General features: G+C 69.6%; 19 protein-coding genes. 3 read left to right on the forward strand and 16 right to left on the reverse strand.

Translation table 11 applies throughout. The features are described 5' to 3' along the window. Positions 1–43: 43 nt before the first annotated feature. The 13 genes from aroB to aspS all read right to left on the reverse strand — a co-directional run bounded on the left by aroB (position 44) and on the right by aspS (position 17,698). Positions 44–1,156, reverse strand: coding sequence for a 3-dehydroquinate synthase (gene aroB, locus M1L58_RS00815; protein ID WP_006866342.1), 1,113 nt, complete (start codon positions 1,154–1,156; stop codon positions 44–46). Beyond that, the gene (locus M1L58_RS00820) at positions 1,153–1,716 is read right to left on the reverse strand and encodes a shikimate kinase (RefSeq protein WP_006866343.1); all 564 of its coding nucleotides are present in this window, start codon (positions 1,714–1,716) and stop codon (positions 1,153–1,155) included. The genes aroB and M1L58_RS00820 overlap by 4 nt, the downstream gene beginning before the upstream one ends. Continuing rightward, on the reverse strand, positions 1,713–2,921 hold the full coding sequence (gene aroC / locus M1L58_RS00825; protein WP_248657494.1) for a chorismate synthase: 1,209 nt from the start codon (positions 2,919–2,921) through the stop codon (positions 1,713–1,715). The genes M1L58_RS00820 and aroC overlap by 4 nt, the downstream gene beginning before the upstream one ends. A 42-nt stretch (positions 2,922–2,963) precedes the next feature. Continuing rightward, complete coding sequence (locus M1L58_RS00830; protein WP_248657495.1) at positions 2,964–3,359, reverse strand: A24 family peptidase; 396 nt, start codon at positions 3,357–3,359, stop codon at positions 2,964–2,966. Between the two features lie 52 nt (positions 3,360–3,411). Next, on the reverse strand, positions 3,412–4,266 hold the full coding sequence (locus M1L58_RS00835) for a shikimate dehydrogenase (protein ID WP_248657496.1): 855 nt from the start codon (positions 4,264–4,266) through the stop codon (positions 3,412–3,414). Next, positions 4,263–6,062: an endolytic transglycosylase MltG gene (mltG, locus tag M1L58_RS00840; RefSeq protein WP_248657497.1), complete on the reverse strand. Its 1,800-nt coding sequence runs from the start codon at positions 6,060–6,062 to the stop codon at positions 4,263–4,265. Before mltG ends, M1L58_RS00835 begins: the two co-directional genes overlap by 4 nt. After that, the gene (gene ruvX, locus M1L58_RS00845) at positions 6,049–6,480 is read right to left on the reverse strand and encodes a Holliday junction resolvase RuvX (RefSeq protein WP_119032412.1); all 432 of its coding nucleotides are present in this window, start codon (positions 6,478–6,480) and stop codon (positions 6,049–6,051) included. The genes mltG and ruvX overlap by 14 nt, the downstream gene beginning before the upstream one ends. Further along, the gene (gene alaS / locus M1L58_RS00850) at positions 6,480–9,155 is read right to left on the reverse strand and encodes an alanine--tRNA ligase (RefSeq protein ID WP_248657498.1); all 2,676 of its coding nucleotides are present in this window, start codon (positions 9,153–9,155) and stop codon (positions 6,480–6,482) included. Before alaS ends, ruvX begins: the two co-directional genes overlap by 1 nt. Before the next feature lie 101 nt (positions 9,156–9,256). Continuing rightward, complete coding sequence (locus M1L58_RS00855) at positions 9,257–10,630, reverse strand: replication-associated recombination protein A (protein ID WP_248657499.1); 1,374 nt, start codon at positions 10,628–10,630, stop codon at positions 9,257–9,259. A gap of 7 nt (positions 10,631–10,637) precedes the next feature. After that, entirely contained in the window at positions 10,638–11,876 is a 1,239-nt protein-coding gene (locus tag M1L58_RS00860) for a hypothetical protein (RefSeq protein WP_248657500.1), read from the reverse strand. A gap of 131 nt (positions 11,877–12,007) precedes the next feature. After that, on the reverse strand, positions 12,008–12,967 hold the full coding sequence (locus M1L58_RS00865) for a transglutaminase family protein (protein WP_154882400.1): 960 nt from the start codon (positions 12,965–12,967) through the stop codon (positions 12,008–12,010). Next, positions 12,964–15,720 (reverse strand): circularly permuted type 2 ATP-grasp protein, encoded by a 2,757-nt coding sequence (locus M1L58_RS00870; protein WP_248657501.1) that lies wholly within the window; start codon positions 15,718–15,720, stop codon positions 12,964–12,966. The genes M1L58_RS00865 and M1L58_RS00870 overlap by 4 nt, the downstream gene beginning before the upstream one ends. 160 nt (positions 15,721–15,880) lie before the next feature. Further along, a complete protein-coding gene (aspS, locus tag M1L58_RS00875; RefSeq protein WP_248657502.1) occupies positions 15,881–17,698 on the reverse strand; it encodes an aspartate--tRNA ligase in 1,818 nt (605 codons plus the stop codon). 193 nt (positions 17,699–17,891) lie between these two features. On the opposite strand from aspS, the gene ypfJ reads away from it, so the two are divergent. Both ypfJ and M1L58_RS00885 read left to right on the forward strand, forming a co-directional pair. Then, positions 17,892–18,755, forward strand: a complete 864-nt coding sequence (gene ypfJ / locus M1L58_RS00880) for a KPN_02809 family neutral zinc metallopeptidase (RefSeq protein WP_248657503.1) — start codon at positions 17,892–17,894, stop codon at positions 18,753–18,755. 12 nt (positions 18,756–18,767) lie between these two features. Continuing rightward, the gene (locus tag M1L58_RS00885; protein WP_248657504.1) at positions 18,768–20,456 is read left to right on the forward strand and encodes a DUF885 domain-containing protein; all 1,689 of its coding nucleotides are present in this window, start codon (positions 18,768–18,770) and stop codon (positions 20,454–20,456) included. A 76-nt stretch (positions 20,457–20,532) separates the two neighbouring features. Here M1L58_RS00885 and hisS read toward each other — a convergent pair whose 3' ends face one another. Both hisS and M1L58_RS00895 read right to left on the reverse strand, forming a co-directional pair. Next, positions 20,533–21,798, reverse strand: a complete 1,266-nt coding sequence (hisS, locus tag M1L58_RS00890) for a histidine--tRNA ligase (RefSeq protein ID WP_248657505.1) — start codon at positions 21,796–21,798, stop codon at positions 20,533–20,535. Next, entirely contained in the window at positions 21,795–22,544 is a 750-nt protein-coding gene (locus M1L58_RS00895; protein ID WP_248657506.1) for an MBL fold metallo-hydrolase, read from the reverse strand. The genes hisS and M1L58_RS00895 overlap by 4 nt, the downstream gene beginning before the upstream one ends. A 256-nt stretch (positions 22,545–22,800) precedes the next feature. Between M1L58_RS00895 and M1L58_RS00900 the strand changes: the two genes are divergently transcribed. After that, positions 22,801–23,721, forward strand: a complete 921-nt coding sequence (locus M1L58_RS00900) for a peptidylprolyl isomerase (RefSeq protein ID WP_006866360.1) — start codon at positions 22,801–22,803, stop codon at positions 23,719–23,721. Positions 23,722–23,848: 127 nt separating this feature from the next. On the opposite strand, the gene M1L58_RS00905 is transcribed toward M1L58_RS00900, so the two are convergent. Continuing rightward, positions 23,849–26,203, reverse strand: a complete 2,355-nt coding sequence (locus tag M1L58_RS00905; RefSeq protein ID WP_248657507.1) for a RelA/SpoT family protein — start codon at positions 26,201–26,203, stop codon at positions 23,849–23,851. Positions 26,204–26,230 lie beyond the last annotated feature (27 nt).

The raw sequence follows: 26,230 nt of genomic DNA on the forward strand, positions 1-26,230 counted from the left end.
GGCCTCGAGGTCGTGGGGTTCGTTCGTTTCTGGGCGCGTGCGCCTAGAGCAGGACCGACGTGCTCTTGCCCGCCCCGCCCGCGACGGCCGAGTAGGCGGCGGCGAGGAGTCCCGGATCGGGTCCCTCGAGACGGCCCGGCTTGGCCAGCCCGTCGAGCACGACGAACCGCAGCACACCGGAGCGGTTCTTCTTGTCCCCCGCCATCCCCTCGAGCAGGTCGGGGAAGGCGTCGGGATCGTAGGTCGTCGGCAGGCCGACGAGCTCCAGCACCGACTTGTGGCGGTCGGCGGTCGCGTCGTCGAGACGTCCGGCCAGGCGGGCCAGCTCGGCGGCGAACACCAGGCCCACCGACACCGCGGCGCCGTGACGCCAGCGGTACCGCTCGCGGCGCTCGATCGCGTGGCCCAGGGTGTGGCCGTAGTTGAGGATCTCGCGCAGCGAGGACTCCTTGAGATCGGCCGAGACGACGTCGGCCTTCACCTGCACCGAGCGGCGGATCAGATCCGGGAGGACCGGGCTGGTGGGGTCGAGCGCGGCCTCCGGGTCGGCCTCGATGATGTCGAGGATCGTCGGATCGGCGATGAAACCGGTCTTGATGACCTCGGCGAGCCCGGCGACGATCTCGTTGCGGGGCACGGTCTCCAGGGTGCCGATGTCGATCAGGACCGCGTCGGGTTCGTGGAACGAGCCGACGAGGTTCTTGCCCGCCTCGGTGTTGATGCCGGTCTTGCCGCCGACCGCGGCGTCGACCATCGCGAGCAGCGTGGTCGGGACGTGGATGACGCCGATGCCGCGCATCCAGGTGGCGGCGACGAATCCGGAGACGTCGGTCGCGGCACCGCCGCCGAGGCTGATGACCTTGTCGTTGCGCTTGAGACCGATCCGGCCGAAGACCTCCCAGCAGAAGGCGGCGACCGAGAGGTCCTTACCCGCCTCGGCGTCCGGGATCTCGATGCGGTGGGCGTCGAAACCCTTGTCGGCCAAGAATTCCCGAATCTGCTCGGCGGTCTTGTTCAGCGGCGGCTGGTACAGGATCGCGATGCGGTCGGCGCCGGCGGCGGCCTCGGCGACCTCGCCGAGCAGCCCGCGGCCGATCGTCACGTCGTAGGGCGCACCCGCGTTGACGCGGATCGCAACGGGTTCGGTGTCGGTCATTCTGGTGTCCTCACGTCGAGTTCGCGGGCGAGTTCGGAGACGATGGCGTCGGCGACGGCGTCCGGGGCGGCGTCGGCGTCGACCTCGAAGGTGCACACCGACGAGTAGATGTCGGTTCGCTCGGCGAGCAGTTCCGCGTAGCGGGCGGCCGGGTCCTCGGTGGCGAGCAGCGGGCGGTCGGTGCCGGACACCCGCTCATAGCCGCGTTCGGGGCTGACGCGCAGGTAGACCACCCGCTGGTCGGCCAATGCGTCGCGGACACCCGCCGTGGTGACCGCGCCCCCGCCGAGCGAGACCACCCCGCCGTGATTGTCGAGGACGTCGCAGACGACGTTCTCCTCGATCGTGCGGAAGCCGTCGACCCCGTCGGATTCGAAGATCTCCGGGATGGAGCGCCCCGTACGCCGGACCAGTTCGATGTCGGTGTCGACGAAGTCGACCCCGAGCCGGTCGGCGAGCAGTCGCCCGACGGTCGACTTGCCGGCGCCCATGAAGCCGATCAGCACGGCGCTGGGTCGGCGCCCTGTGGTCGCCCGTGTGGGGGTCGGCACCTGGGTCATGGGCGCGGCGGGCGCGCGTGGACGGCAGTCAGGTAGGCGCCGAGGTTGCTGGCGGTCTCGGCGACCGAATCGCCGCCGAACTTGTCCAGTGCCGCCTGGGCGACGACGAGCGCCACCATGGCCTCGGCGACCACGCCGGCCGCGGGCACGGCGCACACGTCGGAGCGCTGGTGGATCGCGCTGGCGGTCTCCCCCGTCTCCATGTCGACCGTCGACAGGGCGCGCGGCACCGTCGAGATCGGCTTCATCGCGATGCGGACGCGCAGATCCTCGCCGTTGGTCATGCCGCCTTCGAGGCCGCCTGCACGGTTGGTGGAGCGCAGCACGCCGTCGGGTCCGGGGACCATCTCGTCGTGGGCCTCGCTGCCGCGGCGGCGGGCGGTGGTGAAGCCGTCGCCGACCTCGACGCCCTTGATTGCCTGGATGCCCATGAGTGCGGCAGCCAGACGTGCGTCGAGGCGGGTCTCACCGCTGACATGCGAGCCGAGGCCGACGGGCACACCGGTGGCGACGATCTCCACGACGCCGCCGAGGGTGTCGCCGTCCTTCTTGGCGGCTTCGATCTCGTCGATCATCGACTTCTCGGCGGCGGCGTCGAAAGCGCGGACCGGGCTGGCGTCGATGGCCTCGAGGTCGCTGTAGCGGGGCGGCGGGCCGACGTAGGGATCACTGGCGCCGATCGAGATGACGTGCGAGACGACCTCGATGCCGAAGACCTGACGCAGGAAGTTGCGGGCGACGGTGCCGGCGGCGACGCGTGCGGCGGTCTCGCGGGCGCTGGCGCGTTCGAGGACCGGACGGGCGTCGTCGAAGCCGTACTTGAGCATGCCCGAGTAGTCGGCGTGGCCGGGACGCGGACGGGTCAGCGGCGCGTTGCGGGCGCTGCCCTCGAGTTCGGCGGGATCGACCGGGTCGGCAGCCATGACGGTCTCCCATTTGGGCCATTCGGTGTTGCCGATCTCGATGGCGACCGGGCCGCCCATCGTGCGTCCGTGGCGCACGCCACCGATCACGGTGACCTTGTCGGCCTCGAACTTCATCCGCGCGCCGCGACCGTAGCCGAGGCGACGGCGGGCGAGCTGTTCGGCGATGTCCGACGAGGTGACCTCGACCCCGGCGACCATGCCCTCGACGAGGGCGACCAAGGCGGGTCCGTGGGATTCTCCGGCAGTTATCCAGCGCAGCACAGTGATCAATTGTTCCATGTGCCCCACAACTCCCCGACAGCGGTCGTGGGGCGGGCGTCGTCAGGCCAGATCGGACACGGCGATCAGCGCACCGACGAGCGCCGGGGCGTGCGCATGTCCCCGTCGCGGTGCCCGTCGCCCGACGTCCATCAGGGCGATCACCAGCGACACGAGCGACGCACACGCCACCATCGCCACCGCGGTGTCCCAGCGCAGCGCGAGACCGCCGCAGACGAAGGCGAGCTTCACGTCACCGCCGCCGCACCATCCGACCGTGAACGTCAGGAGGTACGGCGCCGCGGCCACCGCAGCAGCGAGCCCCACGGCGGGTTGGGCGATCGCGACGGCGGCCACCGCACCGAGTCCGGGCCACACCATCGCATTGGGGATGCGCCGGGTGCGTGCGTCGGTGACCGCGATCGCGAGCAACCAGAACAGGATCGCGGGTTCGACCATGTGCCGAGCCTCGCGCGTATCGCCGACAGCGTCGTCGACGGTCTCCACAGCCTCAGGCGTTGGGGATGAGCACCTTCGTCATCGCCTCGCGGGGTGCCGGCAGTCCGGTGAACAGCTCGACCTGACGGAAGGCCTGGTTCAGCAACATGACCAGTCCCCCGACGACCACGCCACCGGCCGCCTCGACGGTGGCGGCGAGCGGCGTCGGCCAGGGGTCGTAGATCACGTCGACGACCTTGCGTGCGTGGGCGATTGCGGGCGCAAGCGTCTCGGCCGCCGGTGCGGGCACCGTCGACACCACGACAGACGCTGCCCGGCAACGATTTTCGAGCGATGTCCCGGCGTCGAAGGGGACGACCTCACCGGCGATGCCGAGGCGCTCGCACAGCTCCAGGACCGACGCGGCCCGGCCGGCGTCGCGCGCGACAACCGAGATCGTCGAGACGCCCACCTCGGCGAGCGCCATGACGGTCGGCAGCGCCGTGCCGCCGGCACCGGCCACGACCGCGTCGGGCGCGGCCCCCGCGGCGAGGTCGGCGTCGACGCCCAGTTCGGCCAGCGCGCCGGTCATGCCGTCGATGTCGGTGCAGTCGGCCCGCCACCCGCCGTCGATGCGGACGAGGGTGTTCGCCGATCCGACCAGTTCCGCCCGTTCGGTCCGCTCGGTCGCGAAGTCCAGGGCGGCCAGCTTGTTCGGCATGGTCACCGAGAACCCGACGAACTCCGGTGCCGCGCCGGAGACGATCTCGGGCAACCGGTCGGCCGTGCACTCGATCCGGTCGTAGGTCCAGTCGTCGAGACCCAGCGCCCGGTAGGCGGCCAGGTGGACGGCGGGCGACTTGGAGTGTGCGATCGGCGAACCGAGCACCGCCGCCCGGCGACGGTCACCGTAGGGCGAACGGGTCACTGGCATCCCGTCGACACGAGCTTGTTCTTGCAGGCGACGTTGCGGTTGCGCTTGTGCTCCTCGAAGGTGTCGGCGAACAGCGTGGTACCCGCGGTGTCGACGGTGACGAAGTACAGCCACGAACCCGGTGCCGGGTCGAGCATCGCCTCGAGTGCGGGGACACCCACGGCCGCGATCGGGGTCGGCGGAAGACCCTTGTAGCGGTACGTGTTCCACTCGTTGTCGGCCTTGTAGGCCTCACCGTGCACGTCGATGTTGGTGACGGCGGCGGTGTAGTTCTGCGTCGAGTCCATCTCGAGCCGCTGATCCTCGTCGAGCCGGTTGCGGATGACGCGGGCGACCTTCGGGGCATCCTCGACGTGGCGCACCTCGCGTTCGACGATCGACGCGGCGATCAGCGTCTCGTAGGGCGAGAGGCCGGATTTGTTGTCGTCCACCAGACCCCACTGGTCGAACATCGCCGCGCTCTTGGTGATCATCTCGTTGAGAATCTGCACCGCACTGTGATCGGGTTCGACGCGTTCCCAGGTGGTGGGCGCGATCAGGCCCTCGATGCGGCGATGGTCGCCGGTCATCGACGCGACGTTCTCCTTCGCCCAATCCGGCACCCCGAGCGCCTCGGGGGTCGAGGTGGCGGCCGCCTCTTCGAGCTGCGCCACCGTGACACCCTCGGGCTGACCGTTGATCTCGGTCGTCGTGGCGTCCTCGATCAACTGGAAGATGCCCGGCGTGACCTTGTCGTCGATACCGGTCTTGGAATCGAGTTGCAGACCCGGCGGGATCACCACGCGTCCGACGCGGTGCTGGGCACTGTCGTCGGTGAGCATCTCCACGGCGGTCGACGCCGGGATCTGGGTCCGCATCTTGTAGAGGCCGCCGGACATGGGCTGGCCGTCCGCGGCGTCGAGGAAAGCACGCATGCTGCCGACGACATCGGCGTCGAGAAGGATCTGGCCGAAGTCGGACAGGGTCGAGTTCTCCGGGATGTCGACGATCACGTCGCTGGCGCCTGCGGTGTTGGTGTAGTCCTTGCGCGACTCCAGGACTCCCATGGAGCGCAGACCGTAGTAGCCGACGCCGCCGACGAGCGCGAGCATGAACACGATCGCCAGCGCCAGCACCGCGCGGCGCTTCTTCTGGTTCTCCCGGCTGCGCCGGCGCGGACGTCGCGGAGCCGCCGTCGGTTCGGCCTCGTCGGCGCCCGGCCACCAGTCGTCCTCGTCGCGACCACGCACGCCGCGCGGCGTCGTCGTCACGGGCTCGGTGTGTGCGGGCTCGGCATATGCAGCCTCGTCGAAGGCCGGTTCGTCGTAGGTCTGTTCGTCGTAGACGGGTTGGGCGTCGACGTCGGTGAACTCCGCGTCCTCATACCGGTCGGCGGCTTCCTGAGGCGGGGCCGCCGGCGGTGGCGGCGGCGCGGGGCGACGCGGGGCGGCCGGCGGCGGAGGCGCCTGCTGGACGCGCGGCGGTTGCGGGGGCTGACCGCCTGGCGGGATACGGACGGGCTGCGCACGACCCGGAATCCCACCCGGCCGACCACCCTGGGCCGGGGGTGTGGGCTCTCCGGGTGGCGCGGGCTGGGCCGCACGCCGACGACGGTGCCGGGTGTGCGGCGCTCCCTCGCCGGGTTGCGTGAAGTACCGCAGACGCTCCGGATCCATGCCCTCGGCACCGCTCTGGTGCGCGTCGGCACGGCGTCCCTGGCTGTCCCGGTGTCGCGTGCGACGCCGTTCTTCGGTCACCGCCGGCTCCCCTCCCGACTCTGTCGAGGGACCATCGGACTCACCGTCGCGCATCCAGCCATCCCTGAAGGATAGCTACCGCGGCCGCTTGGTCGATGACTCCTCGAGATGACTTCACCGTCCGGCCGCTCGCGTGCAGGGCTTGCTGCGCGGTCACGGTGGTGAATCGTTCGTCCTGCCAATGCACCTCGGCCGGCGCGATGCGCTCGGCGAGTCGATCACCGAAGGCACGCGCGGTCTCCGCCGCGACCCCGGTGGTGTTCTTCAGCGTCTTCGGTAGCCCGATGACGACCCCGATCGCCTCGTATTCGGCGACGAGTTCCACGATCCGATCGAGATCGGTTGTGGCGGAAGGTGTTCGACGTACGGTCTCCACCGGGGTGGCGAGTATCCCGTCGGGGTCGCAGACCGCGACGCCGATCCGGACGCTCCCGACGTCGATGCCGAGGCGGCGGCCTCGTTGCAGCGGCATCAGCCGACGAACTCGCGGATACGCGACAGGGCGGCGTCGATCCCGCCGGGTTCGGTTCCCGATCCCTGGGCGAGATCGGGCTTGCCACCACCGCGTCCGCCGACGAGCGGTGCCACCTCCTTGACGAGGTCACCGGCCTTGATGCCGGCGTCGCGGGCGGCGGGGGTCGTGGCGATCACGAAGGGCACCTTGGCATCCGGTCCGTCGCCGCTCGGCGAGAACAGAGCGATCACGGCCTGGCGATCGGCCACCCGGCCGCGCAGATCGGTGACGACCGAACGCAATCCGTTGGCGTCGAGTCCGGGGACACGCCCCTCGACCACGAGCGTGGAACCCACGGTGGTCGCGGTGTCGAGGAGACCGGACACGGCCGCCTGCGCCTGCTCGGCGCGCACCCGCGCGAGTTCCTTCTCGGCATCGCGCAGCTTGGTGACGAGTTGCTCGACGCGTCCGGGCACCTCCTCCGAGGGCACCTTCAGCGAGGACGCCAGACCGGCGAGCAGCGCACGCTCCTTGGACAGGAAGCGGAACGAGTCCATGCCGACGTAGGCCTCGACGCGGCGCACACCGGAACCGACGGAGGACTCGCCGATCAGGGTGATCGGGCCGATCTGCGACGACGACACGACATGCGTGCCGCCGCACAGCTCCATCGAGAACGGGCCGCCGATCTCGACGACGCGCACGACGTCGCCGTAGTTCTCGCCGAAGAGCGCCATCGCGCCCATCGCCTTCGCCTCGTTCAGTCCGGTCTCGAAGGTGTTGACCTGGTAGTTGGCCTCGACCGCGGCGTTGGCGATCTCCTCGATCTCCCGACGCTGCGACTCCGTGACCGGGCCGCTGGCGTTGAAGTCGAAACGCAGGTAGCCGGGACGGTTGAGCGAACCCGCCTGTGTCGCACCGGGTCCGAGCACCTCGCGCAGGGCGGCGTGCACCATGTGGGTGCCCGAGTGACCCTGGGTCGCGCCGTGACGCCATGCGGTGTCGACGGCGGCGAGAACCTCGTCGCCCTCCTCGATCTCGCCCTCGTCCACGCGGACCTTGTGCAGCCACACCGACTTCCCGAGTTTCTGTACGTCGGTGACGGACAGGCGCACACCGGAACCGGTGGTGATGGTGCCGACGTCGGCCATCTGCCCGCCCGACTCGGCGTAGAGCGGGGTCCGGTTGAGCACCACGGTGAGTTCCTGCCCGGCCGTCGCCACGGGTACCCGGGCGCCGTCGGCGACGAGTCCGAGAACGCGTGCCTCGGAGACGAGTTCGTCGAAGCCGGTGAACTCGGTGGGTCCGCGGTCGAGGAAGTCGCGGTACACGCTCAGGTCGGCGTGCCCGGTCTTGCGGGCGGTCGCGTCGGCCTTGGCGCGTTGCTTCTGCTCGGCCATCAGGGCGGTGAAGCCCTCCTGGTCGACCTCCAGCCCGGCCTCGGCCGCCATCTCGAGCGTGAGGTCGATCGGGAAGCCGTAGGTGTCGTGCAGGGTGAACGCGTCGGCACCGGTGATGGTGGTGCTCGCCGACTTCCTGGTGGCGGTCGCCGCGTCGGCGAACAGCTTGGAGCCGGCGGCGAGGGTCTTGGCGAAGGAGGTCTCCTCGCCCACCGCGACCTTCACGATGTCGGCGCGCTTGGTCTCGAGCTCGGGGTACGACGGGGCCATCAGGTCGATGACCTTGCCGATGATCGTGCCCATGGTGGCCTGGTTGTCGCCGGCGCCCAGCAAGCGCATCGAGCGGACGACGCGGCGCAGGAGGCGACGCAGCACGTAGCCGCGCCCGTCGTTGCCGGGCAGCACGCCGTCGCCGATCAGCATCGCCGAGGTGCGGGCGTGGTCGGCGATCACACGGAAGCGCACGTCGTCGGCATGCGAGCCGGCGCCGTAGGAGCTGCCGGTGAGTTCGGCGGCCAGGTCGATGATCGGCTTGAGCAGGTCGGTCTCGTAGACGTTGTCGACCCCCTGCAGGATGCAGGCGACGCGCTCGACACCCATGCCGGTGTCGATGTTCTTCTTCGGCAGGGGCCCGAGGATCTCGTAGTTGTCCTTGCCGCCGCCCGGGCCGCGGACGTTCTGCATGAACACGAGATTCCAGATCTCGATGTAGCGGTCCTCGTCGGCCTCCGGGCCGCCCTCGATGCCGTACTCGGGGCCCCGGTCGTAGAAGATCTCCGAACACGGACCACAGGGGCCGGGGACGCCCATGGACCAGTAGTTGTCCTTCAGGCCGCGACGCTGGATGCGCTCGGCGGGCACGCCGATCTCGTCCCGCCAGATGGCCTCGGCCTCGTCGTCGTCGAGATAGACGGTGGGCCACAGCTTCTGCGGGTCGATGCCGTAGCCGCCGTCTTCGACGCTGTTGGTCAGCAGGGTCCAGGCGAAGTTGATGGCCTCGCGCTTGAAGTAGTCGCCGAAGGAGAAGTTGCCCGCCATCTGGAAGAAGGTGTTGTGGCGGGTCGTGATGCCGACCTCGTCGATGTCGAGGGTGCGCACACACTTCTGGACGCTCGTCGCGCGTGCGTACGGCGGGGTCTGCTCGCCCAGGAAGTAGGGCTTGAACGGGACCATCCCGGCGTTGACGAACAGCAGGTTGGGGTCGTCGAGCAGCAGCGAGGCGCTGGGCACCTCGGTGTGGCCGGCCTTGATGAAGTGGTCCAGAAAACGCTTCCGGATGTCATGCGTCTGCACTGTTGGTTTCGTCCTCGCCGTTGGTTGTCGCGACATCCCAGAGTACCGTCGGCGCGTCGCGGAACCGGTCCCGGGCGTCATCCCCGGCACATCCGGCGTGATCAGCGGGATCGGCGGCGGGTGACGGCACCCCGGACGATGGATCTCAGGCGTGCCACGCGCGGCCCGATCTCGCGTTCGAGCCCGTGATCGGTGGGCTCGTAGTAGTCGACGCCGACGAGCTCGTCGGGCGGGTACTGCTGCGGCACCACGCCGTCGGGATGGTCGTGCGGGTAGCGGTAGGCGACGCCGTTCCCGAGCTTCTTGGCGCCCGCGTAGTGGCTGTCGCGCAGGTGGGCGGGCACCGCCCGGGCCTTGCCCGCCTCGACGTCGGCGAGCGCCGCGCCGATCGCCGACACCACACCGGCCGACTTCGGTGCGGTCGCCAGGTGGATCGTCGCCTGCGTCAGGGCCAGCTTGGCCTCCGGCATGCCCACGAGATTGACCACCTGTGCGGCGGCCACCGCGGTCTGCAGCGCGGTGGGATCGGCCATCCCGATGTCCTCGCTGGCATGGATCATCAGGCGCCGGGCGATGAAGCGCGGGTCCTCCCCCGCCGCGATCATCCGCGCCAGGTAGTGCACCGCGGCGTCGACGTCGGAGCCGCGGATCGACTTGATGAACGCGCTGGTCACGTCGTAGTGCTGGTCGCCGTCGCGGTCGTAGCGCACCGCCGCCCGGTCGATCGCCGTCTCGACGTCGGCGAGGTCGACGTGGGTGGTCGAGTCGGCGCTGGCCTCGAGTGCGGTCAGCGCGCGCCGGGCGTCGCCGCCGGCGACCGCCACCAGGTGGTCATAGGCGGCCTCGGTCACCTCGACCTGCCCGTCGAGGCCCCGCGGGTCGGCGACGGCCCGGGTCAGGACCTCACGGATGTCGTCGTCGGTGAGGGAACGCAACTGCAGCACGAGAGACCGCGACAGCAGTGGCGCCACGACGGAGAACGACGGGTTCTCGGTGGTCGCCGCCACCAGCAGCACGATCCGGTTCTCGACCGCGTCGAGCAGCGCATCCTGCTGGGTCTTGGAGAAGCGGTGGACCTCGTCGATGAACAGGACGGTCTGCTGACCGTCGATGAGTCGGCGACGGGCGATGTCGATGACGGCGCGTACCTCTTTGACGCCCGCCGACAGCGCGGACAGCGCCTCGAACCGGCCCCCGGTCGCACGCGCGATCAGCGACGCCATCGTCGTCTTGCCGGTGCCGGGCGGGCCGTAGAGCAGCACCGAGGCCGCACCCACACCGCTGATCAGGCGGCGCAGCGGCGAGCCGTCGCCGAGCAGGTGCTGCTGGCCGACGATCTCGTCGAGGGTCTGAGGGCGCATCCGGACCGCCAGCGGTGCCGTCGGTTTCGGTGCCGCGGCCAGGCCGTCGGCGCCGGGCGTCAACCCACCGGCTCCGGCCCCGGGATCCACGGGCGGGTCGAACAATCCGTCCACGAGCCGATCAGGCCATCCAGATGCGCTGCAACGCCAGACCCGTTGCAGTCGCGAAGTCGGCGATCTCGTCCTCGCCGGCCCGACCGGCGGCGGCCGCGAGGTCGGTCCAGCGGGACACGAGCACACGCGGGTCGTTGGTGTGCAGTGCCCAGTCGTGGGTGAAGCCGCCGGTGCTCTCGGTCGGGGTGCCCGCGGCGGAGTTCTGCAGGTCGGGATCGAACGGGGTGATCTCCAGGCTCGCCTCGGCGTCGGTGCCGGCATTCTCCGGGTCGACGAGGTCGGGATCGGCGGGCAGCATCCACGCGGTGGACAGCCACACCCACAACAACCGCGCGACGAGCACCTTGCGCTGCATCTCGCGCTCGTGCGCGAGGGTCGGCCAGATCGGGTTCACCTCCGACCGCCAGGCGTCGACCATCGACACCTCGAGGTCGGTGGCGCGGGCCGCCGCGCGCGCCGGCAGCTGCGCGGTCATGGTGACCACGGCGTAGGCGATGTCGAGGGTGGCGTCGCGGAAACCGCCCCACTCGTAATCCATGAACTGCACGCCGTCGTCGTTGAGCATGATGTTCTCGGGGCCGACGTCCGACGGGCTGAACGCCCGGTGCTCACCGTCGTCGAACAGGGCGGCGGCGGTCTCGAGGGCCTCGATCACGCGGGCCGGCACCTGCACGCCGAGCGCGGCGGCGTGTCCGCTGAGCGCCTCGACTGAGCGTCGGGCCTCGTCCCGGAGGATGTCGCGTCCCTCGGTGCCCGACGGGCCGCGACGGACCAGGGCGTGGAAGTCGATCTCGCCGCCGACGGTCGCCGCGTGCATGCGGCCCAGGGCCTGACCCCAGGCGCTCACCGCGCGGGAGGTCTCCACCGGGTCGACACCGTCGAGGAACTCCAGCATCGACCGGCCGTGGCCGAGGTCGGAGAGCACCATGAGGCGCTGGTCCGGGTCGGAGGCGATGAGCTGCGGGCCCGGCCGCGACTCGTTCGGGAGCGCGGTGGCGTACTTGTACGAGGCGATCTCGCGGTGGAACGCCTGTGGGTCCTCGTGCTCGGGCAACGCCTTGATCACCAGCGACCGGTCCAGGCTGAGTGGATTCTGCGCCACCCTCACCCGGACCACCGTCGTACGGCCGCTACCCCCGAGGTCCTCCGGGTCGTCGAGGACAACGGAGGAACCGGCGCGGTGTGACAGCAGCGCCTCTGCCGCCCGCACCACGCTGGTGATGCGGCTTTCAGTAATGACCGTCATGTCGTGTCCCAAGGTACCCGTTGCAACTCCGTCGCAACACCGTTGTTCATCCTTCTGTACGACCTCGTGACCGGTGAATCACGATTCAGTCACACCGATTCCGCTGCCTCCCAGGCGTTTAGCGGACCGGCTCACAAATCGTGCCGGGTTGCGCCCTCGGTGGACGCAACCGCGGGCGTCGTACCGGCCTCCGCCGGTTCGTCCTCGACCGGACTGACGTCGACCGAGACGTCGATGTGGCTCTTGGTGGAGTCGGTGTAGATGACCCCGCGCAGCGGCGGGACGTCGTCGTAATCACGGCCCCAGGCCAGGGTCACGTGGCGCTCGTCAACCAGTTTGTCGTTGGTCGGGTCGAACGGCAGCCAGCGGTCGTCGGGCATCCACACCGCCGCCCACGCGTGGCTGGCGTCGGCGCCGAAGATCTTCTCCTTGCCCGGCGGCGGGTCGGTCGCCAGGTAGCCCGACTCGTAGCGGGCGGCGAGCCCGACCGAGCGCAGGCACGCGATCGCGACCCGGGCGAAGTCCTGACAGACGCCCTCGCGCCGCTGCATCACCGTGTCGACCTTCGTCGAGATCGCCGTCGACCCGGAGCGGTAGGTGAAGTCGTCGAAGATCCTCGTGGTGAGGTCGGTGACGGCCTCGATCAGCGGTCGCCCGGGGGTGAACACCTGAGCGGCGTAGTCGTGCACCGAGGCGGTGATCTCCGGCGGCTCGAGGTCGAGGACGAATTCGGCGGCGAGCGCGGCCTCGCGGCTCCCGACGACCGCCGGACGCGCGGACTCCCACGGTGCCCGCGCCGCCGGCCCGATGAGCATGCCCTGGTCGACGCCGTCCACCTCGACCACGGAGCGCGCGGTGACGGTGAGCTCGCGATGGGCGGTGCGTACATGGAAGTAGGTGTCGTTGTTGCCGTAGACATCGATGCCCGTCGACCGGTCGTCGGGCTCGGGTTCGATGTCGACGGTGGCCGAGAGCACCCGCTGCCCCGGAAGGTCGCGCGGGGTCAGGTAGCAGCGGCCGTACGACGAGGACACGTCGTCGTTGTAGGTGTACCGGGTGCGATGCATGACCCGGTAGACGCGAGTGGTCACATCTCACCCCCGCCCCAGATCGGTTGCGCCTGGCGCGGCACGGCGAAGCGGGTCCGGCTGAGCAGGTCGGACAGGTCGCGGGAACCGGTGCGCAGCGTGCTCATCAGCTCCGCGAGGTCGGTCCGGCTGCCCTGCGAGTCGACGCCGGCGAGGTCGGCGGGTCCGCTCCGGCGCAGCTCGGCGATCATGTCCTGCACTCCTCGTTCGGCCCCGGCCGAACGGAGCGGTTCGGGGACCGAGGTCAGATCGTGGTTCATCTTCTCGAGCTGGAAGATCATCGAGCGCGGGTTGGTCGGGTCGAACAGCAGCAGCTCGGCGACATTCGCGAACCGGTACAGACCGCGGTTGCGACGCCGGTAGATCACCGACGACTCGTTGGCGGCCAGGTACGACTCCAGCAACGCCTGTTCGACGTCGGTGTCGTGGCCCTCCGTGAACATCGCCCGGGTGAGGTCGGCGAGAGTGATCGCGCGCTCGATGCGTCGACCCAGGTCCATGAACATCCAACCCGGATCGTGGACCATCGACTCCTCCTGGAGTCCGGTCAGCGCGAGCACGCCGTGCAGGATCTCCTCGTGCGCCCGTCCGAGGTCGGGACCGAGGTCGAGGGCGGCGTCGCCCAGACCCTCGGTGCCCGCGTCGGAGGCATCGGCCCGCGATCGGGCGACCAGGCGTGCGGTGCTCGCGACGATGCGTTCGACGGGCGCCAGGACCATCCATGTGCTGGTCGACATCTGATCGCGGACCGCGCGGGCGGAGGCGACGAGGCGCTCGACCGAGTACGCGACCGAGCCCGGGATCGAGCGGGCGACGGTGAGGTCGGCGATCTTCTCGATGGCCTCGTTGACCTGATCCGGCGAGGGCTGGCGGTCGGTGTCCGACAGCAACAGATCCGCGGTGTCGAGGTAGCCGTCGGTGCCGGTGATCGTCGCGACCGCATGCAGCAACAGCGGCACCGCCGGGGTCCCCGACATCCACGGCCGGTACTGGAAGTCCTGGTAGCGCTGGCGGGAGACCTTCGCGAGGCGGGTGACCTGCTCGGTGCGTTCGGCGTAGCGACCGAGCCAGAACAGGTCGGCGAGCACACGCGGACTCGCGGCGGCCGCGACCTCGGAGTACTCGAGCGACACGGGACGCCCCGCCTCCGGGATGACCTCACCGGCGGGTTCGACGCGGGTCTCCGAGCGGCGCGACACGTGGCCGCCGACCTCGGTGCTGGTGACCCAGACGTCCTTGGCCGCCACGATGTGGTGGGCGGCCCCTTCGACACCGTCGGCCAGGACGGCGCCGAGACCGCCGGGCATCACGGCATAGGTGGGCCCCTGCGCGACGCTGAACGCGCGTATGGACACGGGCGCGGCGCGAAGTGCGGTGGTGTGGCGTCCGGGCCGGGAGCCCGCGGTGATGGTCGGCGCCACGGAGTAGGCGTCGAGTTCGCGTCCGACCCATTGCCAGGTCTGCGCGTCGATCCGCGCGGCGACCTCGGCGCGGGTCCGCGCGTCGAGCAGCGGGCCGATGAATTCCTCGTCGGTGCGGGTGTTGGTGAGCACCAGCGACCCGATCCGGCTCTGGATCTTGCTGCGCTGCAGGTCATCTCCGGCCCAGTACGTGGTGACCGAGCCGAGCGCGAGCTCCTCGTCGAGGAGGACGGGTGCGAGACGTTCGAGGACCGTGTGCAGGGCGGGGTTCTCGAGGACACCGGAACCGAGTGTGTTCAGCACGGTGACGTTACCGCGTGAGATCGCCTCGACGAGACCGGCGACGCCCAGCCGGGAGTCGGTCCGAAGATCGAGTGGATCGGCGTAGGCGGCGTCGACGCGTCGCAGGAGGACGTCGACGCGCTTGTACCGCCCGAGGGAACGCATGTAGACCGCGCCGTCGCGCACGGTGAGGTCCGCACCCTCCACCAGCGGATAGCCGAGAGCCGACGCAAGATAGGCCTGGTCGAACGCGGTCTCGGACATGCTGCCCGGGCTCAGCACGGCGACCGTCGGGTCGTCGACGCCGGGTGGGGCGTACTCGGCGAGCGCGAGGCGCATCGTCCCGGCGAAACCGGTCACCGGACGCGGCGCGCAGGCCTGGAAGAGCTGCGGGAGGGTCTTGGTCAGCAGGCGCCGGCCGACGATCGAGAACCCGATGCCCGACGGGGCCTGAGTGCGGTCGCGGTAGACCACGAACCGGCCGTCGGCCGCACGCGAGACGTCGACCGCGTGCTGGAACAGGGCGTGGGGTCCGGCGACCTCGAGGCGTGCCGCCTTGCGGATGTAACCGGGGTAACCGAAGACCATCTCGGGCGCCACGAGACCGGAGGTGATGGTCTTCTGGTCGCGGTAGAGATCGCGCAGCAGCAGATCGAGCAGCATCGAGCGCTGGGTGATCGCCTTCTCCAGCTCGGCCCACTCGACGCCGTCGACGATGAGCGGCACCGCGTCGATGTCCCAGTCGCGGGTGTGGGTGGTCTGGCCGTCGAACTCGTTGTAGACCACACCGTCGTCGCGGACGGCCGCGGCGACCCGGTCCGCGGAGTCGCGTAGGCGGCTGTCACCGCGCCGCTGATACAGCTGCACGAGTTCTTCCCAGGCGGGACGGACCATGCCGGCGGAGTCGAGGAGCTCGTCGTAATGGGCCCCGGAGACGAGGTCGGGAGCACCGGGCCCGGCGAGGTCGAACAGGGTGTAACCCTCGTCACGGTAACGGTCGAAAACCGGCGATGCATCGAACACCGCAGAAGCGTTGCCCGGTGTGGAGGTCACCGAAGAACTGTACGTGCCCGCCGAAAATCGAGGATCCCGGGGACCCGAAGTCGATGGCCTGCCGGGCCTGTCGTTCCCGGAGCAATCCGCCGTCGAACCCACCGAGACGACAGCGGTGGCCGAACTCACGCTCGGCCACCGCTTTTCGTTGCTCCGGGGTCTACTTGTCGGCTGCTGCCCTCTCGGCCGCACCCTCGGCCTGCTCGGCTCCGCCGCGCGGTGCCGGCTTGGCGTCGATACCCGACTCCTTGCGCTGCTGCGGGGTGATCGCCGCGGGTGCATCGGTCAGCGGGTCGACGCCGCCGCCGGACTTCGGGAAGGCGATGACCTCGCGGATGGAGGACTCACCGGCGAGCAGCGCGGTGATGCGGTCCCAGCCGAAGGCGATGCCGCCGTGCGGCGGGGCGCCGTAGGCGAAGGCGTCGAGGAGGAAGCCGAACTTCTCCTGCGCCTCGTCGTGGCCGATGCCCATGATCTCGAAGACGCGTTCCTGGACGTCGCGCTGGTGGATACGGATCGAGCCGCCGCCGATCTCGTTCCCGTTGCAGACGATGTCGTAGGCGTAGGCCAGTGCCTCGCCCGGATCGGTGTCGAGCTTCTCGATCGACTCCGGCTTGGGCGAGGTGAACGCGTGGTGCACCGCGGTCCAGGCCGAGTGGCCGAGGGCGACGTCACCGGAGGCGGTGGCGTCGGCGGTCGGCTCGAACATCGGGGCGTCGACGACCCAGGTGAATGCCCAGTCGCCTTCGGAGATCAGGCCGAGCTTCGAGGCGATCTCGCCGCGGGCCGCACCGAGCAGCGCGCGGGTCGGCTTGACCTCGCCGGCACCGAAGAAGACGCAGTCGCCGGGCTTCGCGCCGACATGGGCAGCGAGACCCGCGCGCTCCTCCTCGGACAGGTTCTTGGCGACCGGGCCAGAAAGCGTGCCGTCCTCGGCGATGAGCACGTAGGCGAGGCCGCGGGCGCCGCGCTGCTTGGCCCACTCCTGCCAGGCGTCGAGCTGACGACGCGGCTGCGAGGCACCGCCCGGCATGACGACGGCGCCGACGTACGGGGCCTGGAAGACGCGGAACGGGGTGTCCTTGAAGTACTCGGCGCACTCGACGAGTTCGATGCCGAACCGCAGATCCGGCTTGTCCGAGCCGTAGCGACGCATCGCGTCGGCGTAGGTCATGCGCGGGATCGGGGTCGAGATGTCGACGCCGATCAGCTTCCACAGCGCCACCAGGATCTCCTCGGCGACCGCGATGACGTCGTCCTGGTCGACGAAGCTCATCTCGATGTCGAGCTGGGTGAACTCGGGCTGCCGGTCGGCGCGGAAATCCTCGTCGCGGTAGCAGCGCGCGATCTGGTAGTAGCGCTCCATGCCCGCCACCATCAGCAGCTGCTTGAACAGCTGCGGGCTCTGCGGCAGGGCGTAGAAGGTGCCGGGCTGCAGACGCGCGGGCACCAGGAAGTCGCGGGCACCCTCGGGCGTCGAGCGGGTCAGCGTCGGGGTCTCGACCTCCACGAAGTCGTGGGCGGCGAGGACACCGCGGGCGGCGGCGTTGGCCTTCGAGCGCAGACGCAGCGCGGCGCTCGGGCCCTCGCGACGGAGGTCGAGGTAGCGGTGACGCAGACGCGCCTCCTCACCCGGCGACTCGTCGAGCTGGAACGGCAGCGGTGCCGACTCGTTGAGCACCTCGAGTTCGACCGCGTTGATCTCGATCTCGCCGGAACTCAGGTTCGGGTTCTCGCTGCCCTCGGGACGGACCTCGACCACGCCGGTGACGGCGACGCAGTACTCGGCGCGCAGGCGGTGGGCGGCCGCGGCGACCGACTCCTCGCGGAACACCACCTGCACCAGGCCGGTGGAGTCGCGCAGGTCGATGAACACCACACCGCCGTGGTCGCGTCGGCGCGCGACCCAACCGGCGACGGTGACGGTCTGCGACGCGTCGGCCCGGCGCAGCGAACCTGCGGAATGCGTGCGGAGCACTGAGAGTCCTTCCCAACGTCATGCGGCCGGCCCGGTCTCCCGGGCGGCGTCGGAGGCGTTGTTTGTGTCGGCTTGTTCGTGACCCGGCGGAAACGCAGGCCAGGTACCCATCGTGCCGCATCGGCGTCGGTGTCCTGAACCCGGCCACCCAGAGATGTCCGGTTCGCGCACCGCATCGTGCCAGAATGACCGCGTGACATTCCAAGGCAGCGGATCGATCGGCACCGGCAACGTCTCCGGCGGTGGCGGCGGAGGTGGCGGTGTCGGGCGGATCGCGCTCGGCGGTGGTGCGGGTCTGATCATCACGATCGTGGCCCTGCTGTTCGGCGTGAACCCCGGCGAACTCCTCGGCAGCCAGGCTCCGCAGCAGGGCACCTCGTCGGATGCGGCCGAGATCCAGCAGCAACTCGACTCCTGCACCTGGGAGATGGCCAACGAGAACACCATCTGCCGGATCAAGGCGACCACCGTCAGCCTCGACGAGGTGTGGTCGGAGCTCATGCCGGGTTATCAGCCGCCGAAGACGGTCATCTTCGCCGACTCGGTGAACACCGGGTGTGGCGCGGCGAGTGCCGCGACCGGCCCGTTCTACTGCCCCGCCGACCGGACCGCCTACTTCGATCCGTCGTTCTTCACGCAGTTGCGCCGCATGGGCGGCAGCGACGGCCCCCTCGCCCAGGAGTACGTGGTGGCCCACGAGTACGGCCACCACGTGCAGAACCTGACCGGCGCCCTGGCCAAGGGCCAGCGGATGGGCTCGCAGGGACCGCGATCGGGTTCGGTGCGCGTGGAGCTGCAGGCCGACTGCCTCGCCGGCGTCTGGGCCCAGCACGCCGACAACGGTCCCGACGCGCTGCTCGCCCCCATCTCCGAGCAGCAGATCGCGACCGTCATCCAGACCGCGAAGGCCATCGGCGACGACATCATCCAGGGTCCCGGCTCCAACCCCGAGGGCTGGACGCACGGCTCGGCCACGCAGCGCGCGAAGTGGTTCGGGATCGGCTACCAGTCCGGCGACCCCAACCGGTGCGACACCTTCGCGACCAACGATCTCTGACGCGACCGGCAGATGACCCCCACCGCCGCGACCCCCACGAGCCCCCGCGAACGCACCGAGGTCGATGCGATCGCCGAGGCGCACCTCGACCGGTTGTGTGAACTCGATCCCCTGCTCGGCACCGAGATCGGCCACGGCGAGCACGACGACGCCCTGACCGACTTCTCCGCGCAGGCCTGTGCCGAACGCGCCGCGGTCGCCGCCGACACCCTGGCGAGGCTCGGCAGGGCACCCGTCGTCGACGCGATCGACCGGGTGACGGTCGCGACGATGTCCGCGTCGCTGCGACGCGAACTCGCCCTCGCCGACGCCGGCGAGCACATCGGCGAGTGCAACGTCATCGCCTCACCGCTCCAGGCGCTGCGCGACATCTTCGACCTGATGCCCACCGACACCCGCGCCGACCGAGAGGTGTTCCTCGCCCGGCTCACCGCGATCCCGGGTGCGCTGAACCGCGCCGTCGACGGCCTGGCGCACCGCCTCCGGCACGGTCCCCCGATCGCGCGCCGACAGGTCGCGGCCGTGGTGCGACAGGCCGATTCGGCCACCGACGCCATCACCGACAACACCGCGTCGATCGCTGCCGACCCGGCGCTCGCCGGCACGCTCGGCACCGCCCTCGACGCGGCCCGCACCGCGTTCGGCACGTTCGCCAACTATCTCGAGACCGAGGTCCTACCGGCCTCCGTCGACGACGACGCGGTGGGCCGGGATCGTTATCTGCTGCACCTGCCGTCGTATCTCGGCGCCGACGCCGGTCCCGAGGACGCCTACGCCTGGGCGCTGACCCGCCTCGAGCAGATCGTCGCCGAACAGCACGAGATCGCCGAGTCTCTCCTGCCCGGACGCGGCGTCGCCGAGGCACTCGCCTGGCTGGATCGCCAGCCGCAGTACCAGATCCACGACCGTCACGAGTTCGTCGACTGGATGCAGGAGACCTCCGACGCCGCCGTCACCGGACTCGCCGGGCGGCACTTCGACATCCCCGCCCGCCTGTCCCGGCTCGAATGCCGACTCGCGCCGTCGTCGACGGGGATCATCTACTACACCCAGCCGACCGCCGATCTGTCGCGCCCGGGCCGTATGTGGTGGGCGGTTCCCGACGACCAGACCGTCTTCCACACGTGGCAGGAGAAGACGACCGTCTACCACGAGGGCGTCCCCGGCCATCACCTCCAACTCGGTTCGGCCATCGTCGATCCCGACCTGAACGCCTGGCGCAAACTGGCGTCGTTCACCTCGGGTCACGGTGAGGGCTGGGCCCTCTACGCCGAGAGGCTGATGGACGAACTCCGCTGGCTCGAGGACCCGGGCGACCGCATGGGCATGCTCGACTCGCAGCGACTGCGCGCGGCGCGGGTGGTCGTCGACATCGGTGTGCACTGCCGCCTGCCCGCGCCGGAGTCCCTGGGCGGCGGGATCTGGGACGCCGACAAGGCATGGGAATTCCTCACCGCCTCGGTGGCCATGGACCATTCCGTGCTGCGCTTCGAACTCGACCGTTACCTCGGCTGGCCGGGACAAGCACCGTCGTATGCTCTGGGACAACGGGTCTGGGAGCAGACGCGGCACGCCGCCCTCAGCGCACACCCGGAGTGGACGCTCAAGGACTTCCATTCGCGCGCACTGGCATTGGGCGGGGTGTCGCTGGATGTGCTGGCAGACGAGATGACCCGCGACGGCGACGAAATCCGCCCCTAGAAAGCGCCCTCCAGAGGACCGGCGCCGACGATATGTCGGCAGCCGACCTGTGGAGGACGGATCTCAGGGGCGCTTTTCAGCCCAGGAGGCGGGTGACCTCGGTGACGAGATCGTCGAGCGAGATCCGGTGCTGCCCACCGTTGCTCAGGTCCTTGACCTCGATACGACGCTCCGCGAGTTCGTTCTCGCCGAGGACCAGGGCCAGACGGGCGCCGGAACGGTCGGCGGCCTTCATCGCACCCTTGAGTCCGCGGTCACCGTAGGCGAGGTCGACGCTGATGCCCGCGGCCCGCAAAGCGCCTGCGACGCCGACCAGTTCGGCCTTGGCGTCCGCGCCGAGCGGGACACCGAAGACCTGGCAGCGCGCCGCCTGCGTGCCGGCGACACCCTCGGCCTCGAGGGCCAGCATCGTGCGGTCGACTCCGATGCCGAAGCCGATGCCCGAGAGGTCCTGCTTCGCTCCGAGCTGACGCATGAGGCCGTCGTAGCGACCACCGCCGCCGATCCCCGACTGCGCACCGAGGCCGTCGTGGACGAACTCGAAGGTGGTCTTGGTGTAGTAGTCGAGACCGCGTACGAGCCGCGGGTTGATCTCGTAGGCGACGCCGAGCCGGTCGAGGTTGGCGAGCACGAGATCGAAGTGAGCCTTCGCCTCGTCGGACAGATAGTCGATCAGCAGCGGCGCGTTCGCGGTCGCCTCTTTGATCTCCGGGCGCTTGTCGTCGAGTACGCGCAGCGGGTTGATCTCGGCGCGCTTGCGGGTCGCCTCGTCGAGGTCGAGTTTGAACAGGAACTCCTGCAACGCCTCCCGGTAGCGGGGACGGCTCGCATCGTCGCCGAGTGAGGTGATCTCGAGGCGGTAGCCGGAGAGTCCGAGACGCTTGTAGCCCTCGTCGGCGACGGCCACGACCTCGGCGTCGAGTGCCGGGTCGTCGACGCCGATGGCCTCGACGCCGACCTGCTGCAGCTGGCGGTAGCGACCGGTCTGCGGCTTCTCGTAGCGGAAGAACGGTCCCGCGTAGCAGACCTTGACCGGCAGCTGACCGCGGTCGAGTCCGTGCTGGATGACCGCGCGCACCACACCCGCAGTGCCCTCGGGGCGCAGCGTCACCGACCGGTCACCGCGGTCGTTGAACGTGTACATCTCCTTGCTGACGACATCGGTCGACTCGCCGACGCCGCGGGCGAACAGCGCGGTGTCCTCGAAGATCGGCAGCTCGATATGCCCGTATCCCGCACGACGCGCCGCGTCGGTGAGCGTGTCCCGCACCTTCCGGAAATCCGCCGAGTTCGGCGGGAAGTAATCCGGGATGCCCCGGGGTGCCTGAAATGCTCCGCTCACAGTCCGTGTCGTCCCTTCGGTCGATCAGTCGCGATGGTGGTGTCGGTTCCCGGAGCCCGCAGGTCGACCAGGAAGGGGTTGGTGGCGCGTTCTTGCGCGATGGTGGTCTGCGGCCCGTGGCCGGGCAGCACCAGGGTGTCGTCGGGCATCGGCAGCAGCTTCGCGGCGATGGAGTCGAGCAGCTGCTGGTGGCTGCCGCCGGGCAGGTCGGTGCGTCCGATGGAGCCGGCGAACAGCACGTCGCCGGAGAAGCAGACCGGCACGGTCGTCGGGGCGCCGGACTCCGACTCCCCCGGTACGTCCACGTCGACGGTCAGCAGGACCGAACCCTGGGTGTGGCCGGGTGCGAGGTCCACTGCGAAATGAATGCCGGCGAGCTCGACCGGTTCACCGTCGTCGAACTCGATGACCTTCTCCGGTTCGGAGAACTTCTCGTCGCCGATCATCGCGCCGAGTGCCCGCCCGATGCCCAGGCCGGGGTCGGTCAGCATCGGCCGGTCGGCGGCATGGATGTAGGCGGGGATGGAGTACTCGTCGCAGAGCTGGGTGGCGTTCCAGGTGTGGTCCAGGTGCCCGTGGGTCAGCAGGACGGCGACCGGGGTGAGGTCGTGCTCGGCGAGCAGCTCGCGCACGCGGGGTGCGGCGTCCTGACCCGGGTCGATGATCACCGCATCCGATCCGGCTTCGGCCGCGACGAGGTAGCAGTTCGTCTGAAACATGCCGGCGGGGAATCCGGTGATCAGCATGGCACTCCTCGAGGGTGTCGGCGGGTTCGCGGGTCCCTCCTATTGTGTCCTAGCTGCCCACGGCGACCGACAGCCGGTTCTCCACGCGTCGTTTCACCGACCGCGACACCCCACTCCAACACCCGCTGAGCGACGTTCTCAGGTACAACTGGCACACTTGCCTCTCGAGTAAGTGACATCCGCGCAGATTGTCGGCACGACGATGCTGTACAGCTGAGACGGCACCAGGTGCCGGGATTCAGGAGGATCCACCCGCGTGACCACCAATGAGGAGCGCCGCGAGGCAGCGAAGCGGAAACTCGAGGAACGCCTCGAAACCGAGCGCCTCGCCCGGCGCAAGCGGAAGATCGTCATCGCCTCGGTCTCGACTGCCGTCGTGGTCGCCGTCGTCGCCGGCGTGACCGCCGTCGTGGTGAAGAAGATCATGGACGACCGCGAGGCCGCCCGCTGGACGAGCTGCGCCTTCGAGGACGCACCGAGCCGCTTCGACCAGCTCCCCGACCAGGTTCCCGACAACGTGCCGGCCGACCAGCGTCCGCAGTACCAGGCCGAACTCGACGAGCTGAAGGCTGCCGCGAAGAACGAGCGCAAGTCCCCCAGGCCCGACGACAAGGTCCTGAAGTCCGGCACCGAGCAGGCCACCTTCACGACCACCCAGGGCGTCCTGCCGATCACGCTGGAGCGTGACGGCGCCCCCTGCAACGTCGCCGCGGTCACCTCGCTGATCGAGAACAAGTTCTACGACGACACCACCTGCCATCGCATGACCACCAGCGACAAGCTGAAGATCCTGCAGTGCGGCGACCCCACCGGCACCGGCATGAGCGGTCCCGGCTGGACCAGCCCCGACGAGCCGCCGACGGACCTGAAGAAGGTCGGGCAGCCCGATCCGATGAGCGGATCGCAGCCGGTCGTGTACCCGCGCGGCACCGTGGCCATCGCCAACAGCAGCCAGGGCGGCCAGAACCCGAACACCGGGTCGAGCCAGCTGTTCATCGTCATCAACGACAGTGAGCTGGGTCCCGACTACTCCATCGTGGGAAAGGTCGACGAACCCGGACTCGCCGTGCTGGACAAGATCTACGAGGGCGGGATCACCCCCGGCCCGGCCGGCAGCCAGCCCGGTGACGGCAAGCCGAAGACCCCGGTGACCGTCGAGACCGCGGTCATCGACTAGCGAAAAGCGCTGCAAGAACGAAGATCCCGTTGCGTTTTGTCCCGGTCTCCGGGACGAAACGCAACGGGATCTCTAGTTTCGATACGGCTCGTCGCAAGCTCCTCGCCTACTCAACCAACGTGGTGGATCACGCAGCCGAGGTGACGCGGTAGACGTCGTAGACGCCCTCCACGTTGCGGACCACGTTCAGCACGTGGCCGAGGTGCTTGGGGTCGCCCATCTCGAAGGTGAACTTGGAGATTGCAACTCGGTCGCGGCTGGTGGTGACCGACGCCGACAGGATGTTCACGCGTTCGTCGGCGAGAACCTTGGTGACGTCGGACAGCAGGCGGTGACGATCGAGCGCCTCGACCTGGATCGCCACCAGGAACACCGATTCCGGCGACGGCGCCCACGACACGTCGAGGATGCGTTCGGACTGCTGCTGCAGCGAGGTCGCGTTGGTGCAGTCGGTGCGGTGCACACTGATGCCGCCACCGCGCGTGACGAAGCCCATGATGTCGTCGCCCGGTACGGGCGTACAGCATTTGGCGAGTTTGATCATTACGTTGTCGACGCCGTCGACGACCACGCCGGCGTCGCCGCCCTGACGCGAACGGGTCGGCATCGTCGACGGGGTGGACCGTTCGGCGAGCGCCTCCTCCGCGTCCTCGATACCACCGAGGGATGCGACGAGGCGGTTGACGACATGCCGTGCGGAGACGTGGTTCTCGCCCACCGCAGTGTACAGCGCGGTGACGTCGTTGTATCGCAACTCCTTGGCGACCGCCGCCATCGACTCCGCGGACAGCAAGCGCTGCAACGGGAGTCCGCCGCGACGGACCTCCTTGGCGATCGCGTGCTTACCGGCCTCGAGGGCCTCCTCGCGGCGCTCCTTGGCGAACCATTGACGGATCTTGGCCTTCGCCCGCGGTGACACCACGAACGTCTGCCAGTCCTTCGACGGTCCGGCGGTCGGCGCCTTGGAGGTGAACACCTCCACCACCTCACCGTTCTCGAGCTTGCGCTCGAGCGCGACCAGTCGGCCGTTGACGCGGGCACCGATGCAACGGTGACCGACCTCGGTGTGGACGGCGTAGGCGAAGTCGACCGGCGTCGATCCGGCGGGCAGCGTGACCACGTCGCCCTTCGGAGTGAAGACGAAGATCTCGCGGACGGCGAGGTCGTAGCGCAGCGACTCCAGGAACTCGCCGGGGTCGGCGGCCTCACGCTGCCAGTCGAGCAGCTGCCGCATCCACGCCATGTCGTCGATCTCGGCGGTGTCGGACTTCTTGCCCGACTTGCGGTAGCCACTCTCCTTGTATCGCCAGTGCGCGGCGATGCCGAACTCGGCGGTGCGGTGCATCTCGTGCGTGCGGATCTGGACCTCGAGCGGCTTGCCCTCGGGCCCGATCACGGTGGTGTGCAACGACTGGTAGACACCGAACCGCGGCTGCGCGATGTAGTCCTTGAAGCGTCCGGCCATCGGCTGCCACAGCGAGTGGACGACGCCGACGGCCGCGTAGCAGTCGCGGTCCTCCTCGCAGAGGATGCGCATGCCGACGAGGTCGTGGATGTCGTCGAAGTCGCGTCCCTTGACGATCATCTTCTGATAGATCGACCAGTAGTGCTTGGGCCGCCCCTCGACGGTTGCCGAGATCCGCGCCGCGGACAGCGCGTTGTTGATGTCGGCTCGGACCCGCGCCAGGTAGGTGTCGCGCGACGGGGCGCGGTCGGCGACCAGGCGCACGATCTCCTCGTACCGCTTGGGGTGCAGGATCGCGAAGGAGAGGTCCTCGAGTTCCCACTTGACCGTCGCCATACCGAGTCGATGAGCAAGCGGCGCAATGACTTCCAGCGTCTCGCGGGCCTTGCGCGCCTGCTTCTCCGGCGGGAGGAAACGCATCGTCCGCATGTTGTGCAGCCGGTCGGCGACCTTGATCACGAGCACGCGCGGGTCGCGGGCCATCGCGATGATCATCTTGCGGATCGTCTCGGCCTCGGCGGCGCTGCCCAGCGCGACCTTGTCGAGTTTGGTGACGCCGTCGACCAGATGCGCCACCTCCTGACCGAAGTCGCGTTCAAGCGCCTGCAGTGAGTAGCCGGTGTCCTCGACCGTGTCGTGCAGCAGCGCGGCGATCAGGGTCGTGGTGTCCATGCCGAGGTCGGCGAGGATCGTCGCGACCGCCAGCGGATGGGTGATGTAGGGGTCACCGGACTTGCGCTTCTGCCCGCTGTGACGCTCCTCGGCGACGTCGTAGGCCCGCTGCAGGAGCGCGACGTCGGCCTTCGGGTAGATCTCGCGGTGCAGGGTGACCAGCGGCTCGAGGACGGGGCGGACCTGGCTGCGCGTGGCGGTCATCCGCCGGGCGAGGCGGGCGCGCACGCGCCGTGAGGCGGACGGGGACGTCGACGTCGCGGCGGGTGCACCCTGGACGACGCCGTCGCCGGATGCATCGGCAGGGGTCACGGAGTGCTGAGCCGTGCCGGATTCATCGGGCATTGCCGGTCCTCCTCCGCGTGTCGTGGT

This window comes from Gordonia sp. C13 (genome assembly GCF_023218005.1).
GTDB classification, from domain to species: domain Bacteria; phylum Actinomycetota; class Actinomycetes; order Mycobacteriales; family Mycobacteriaceae; genus Gordonia; species Gordonia namibiensis.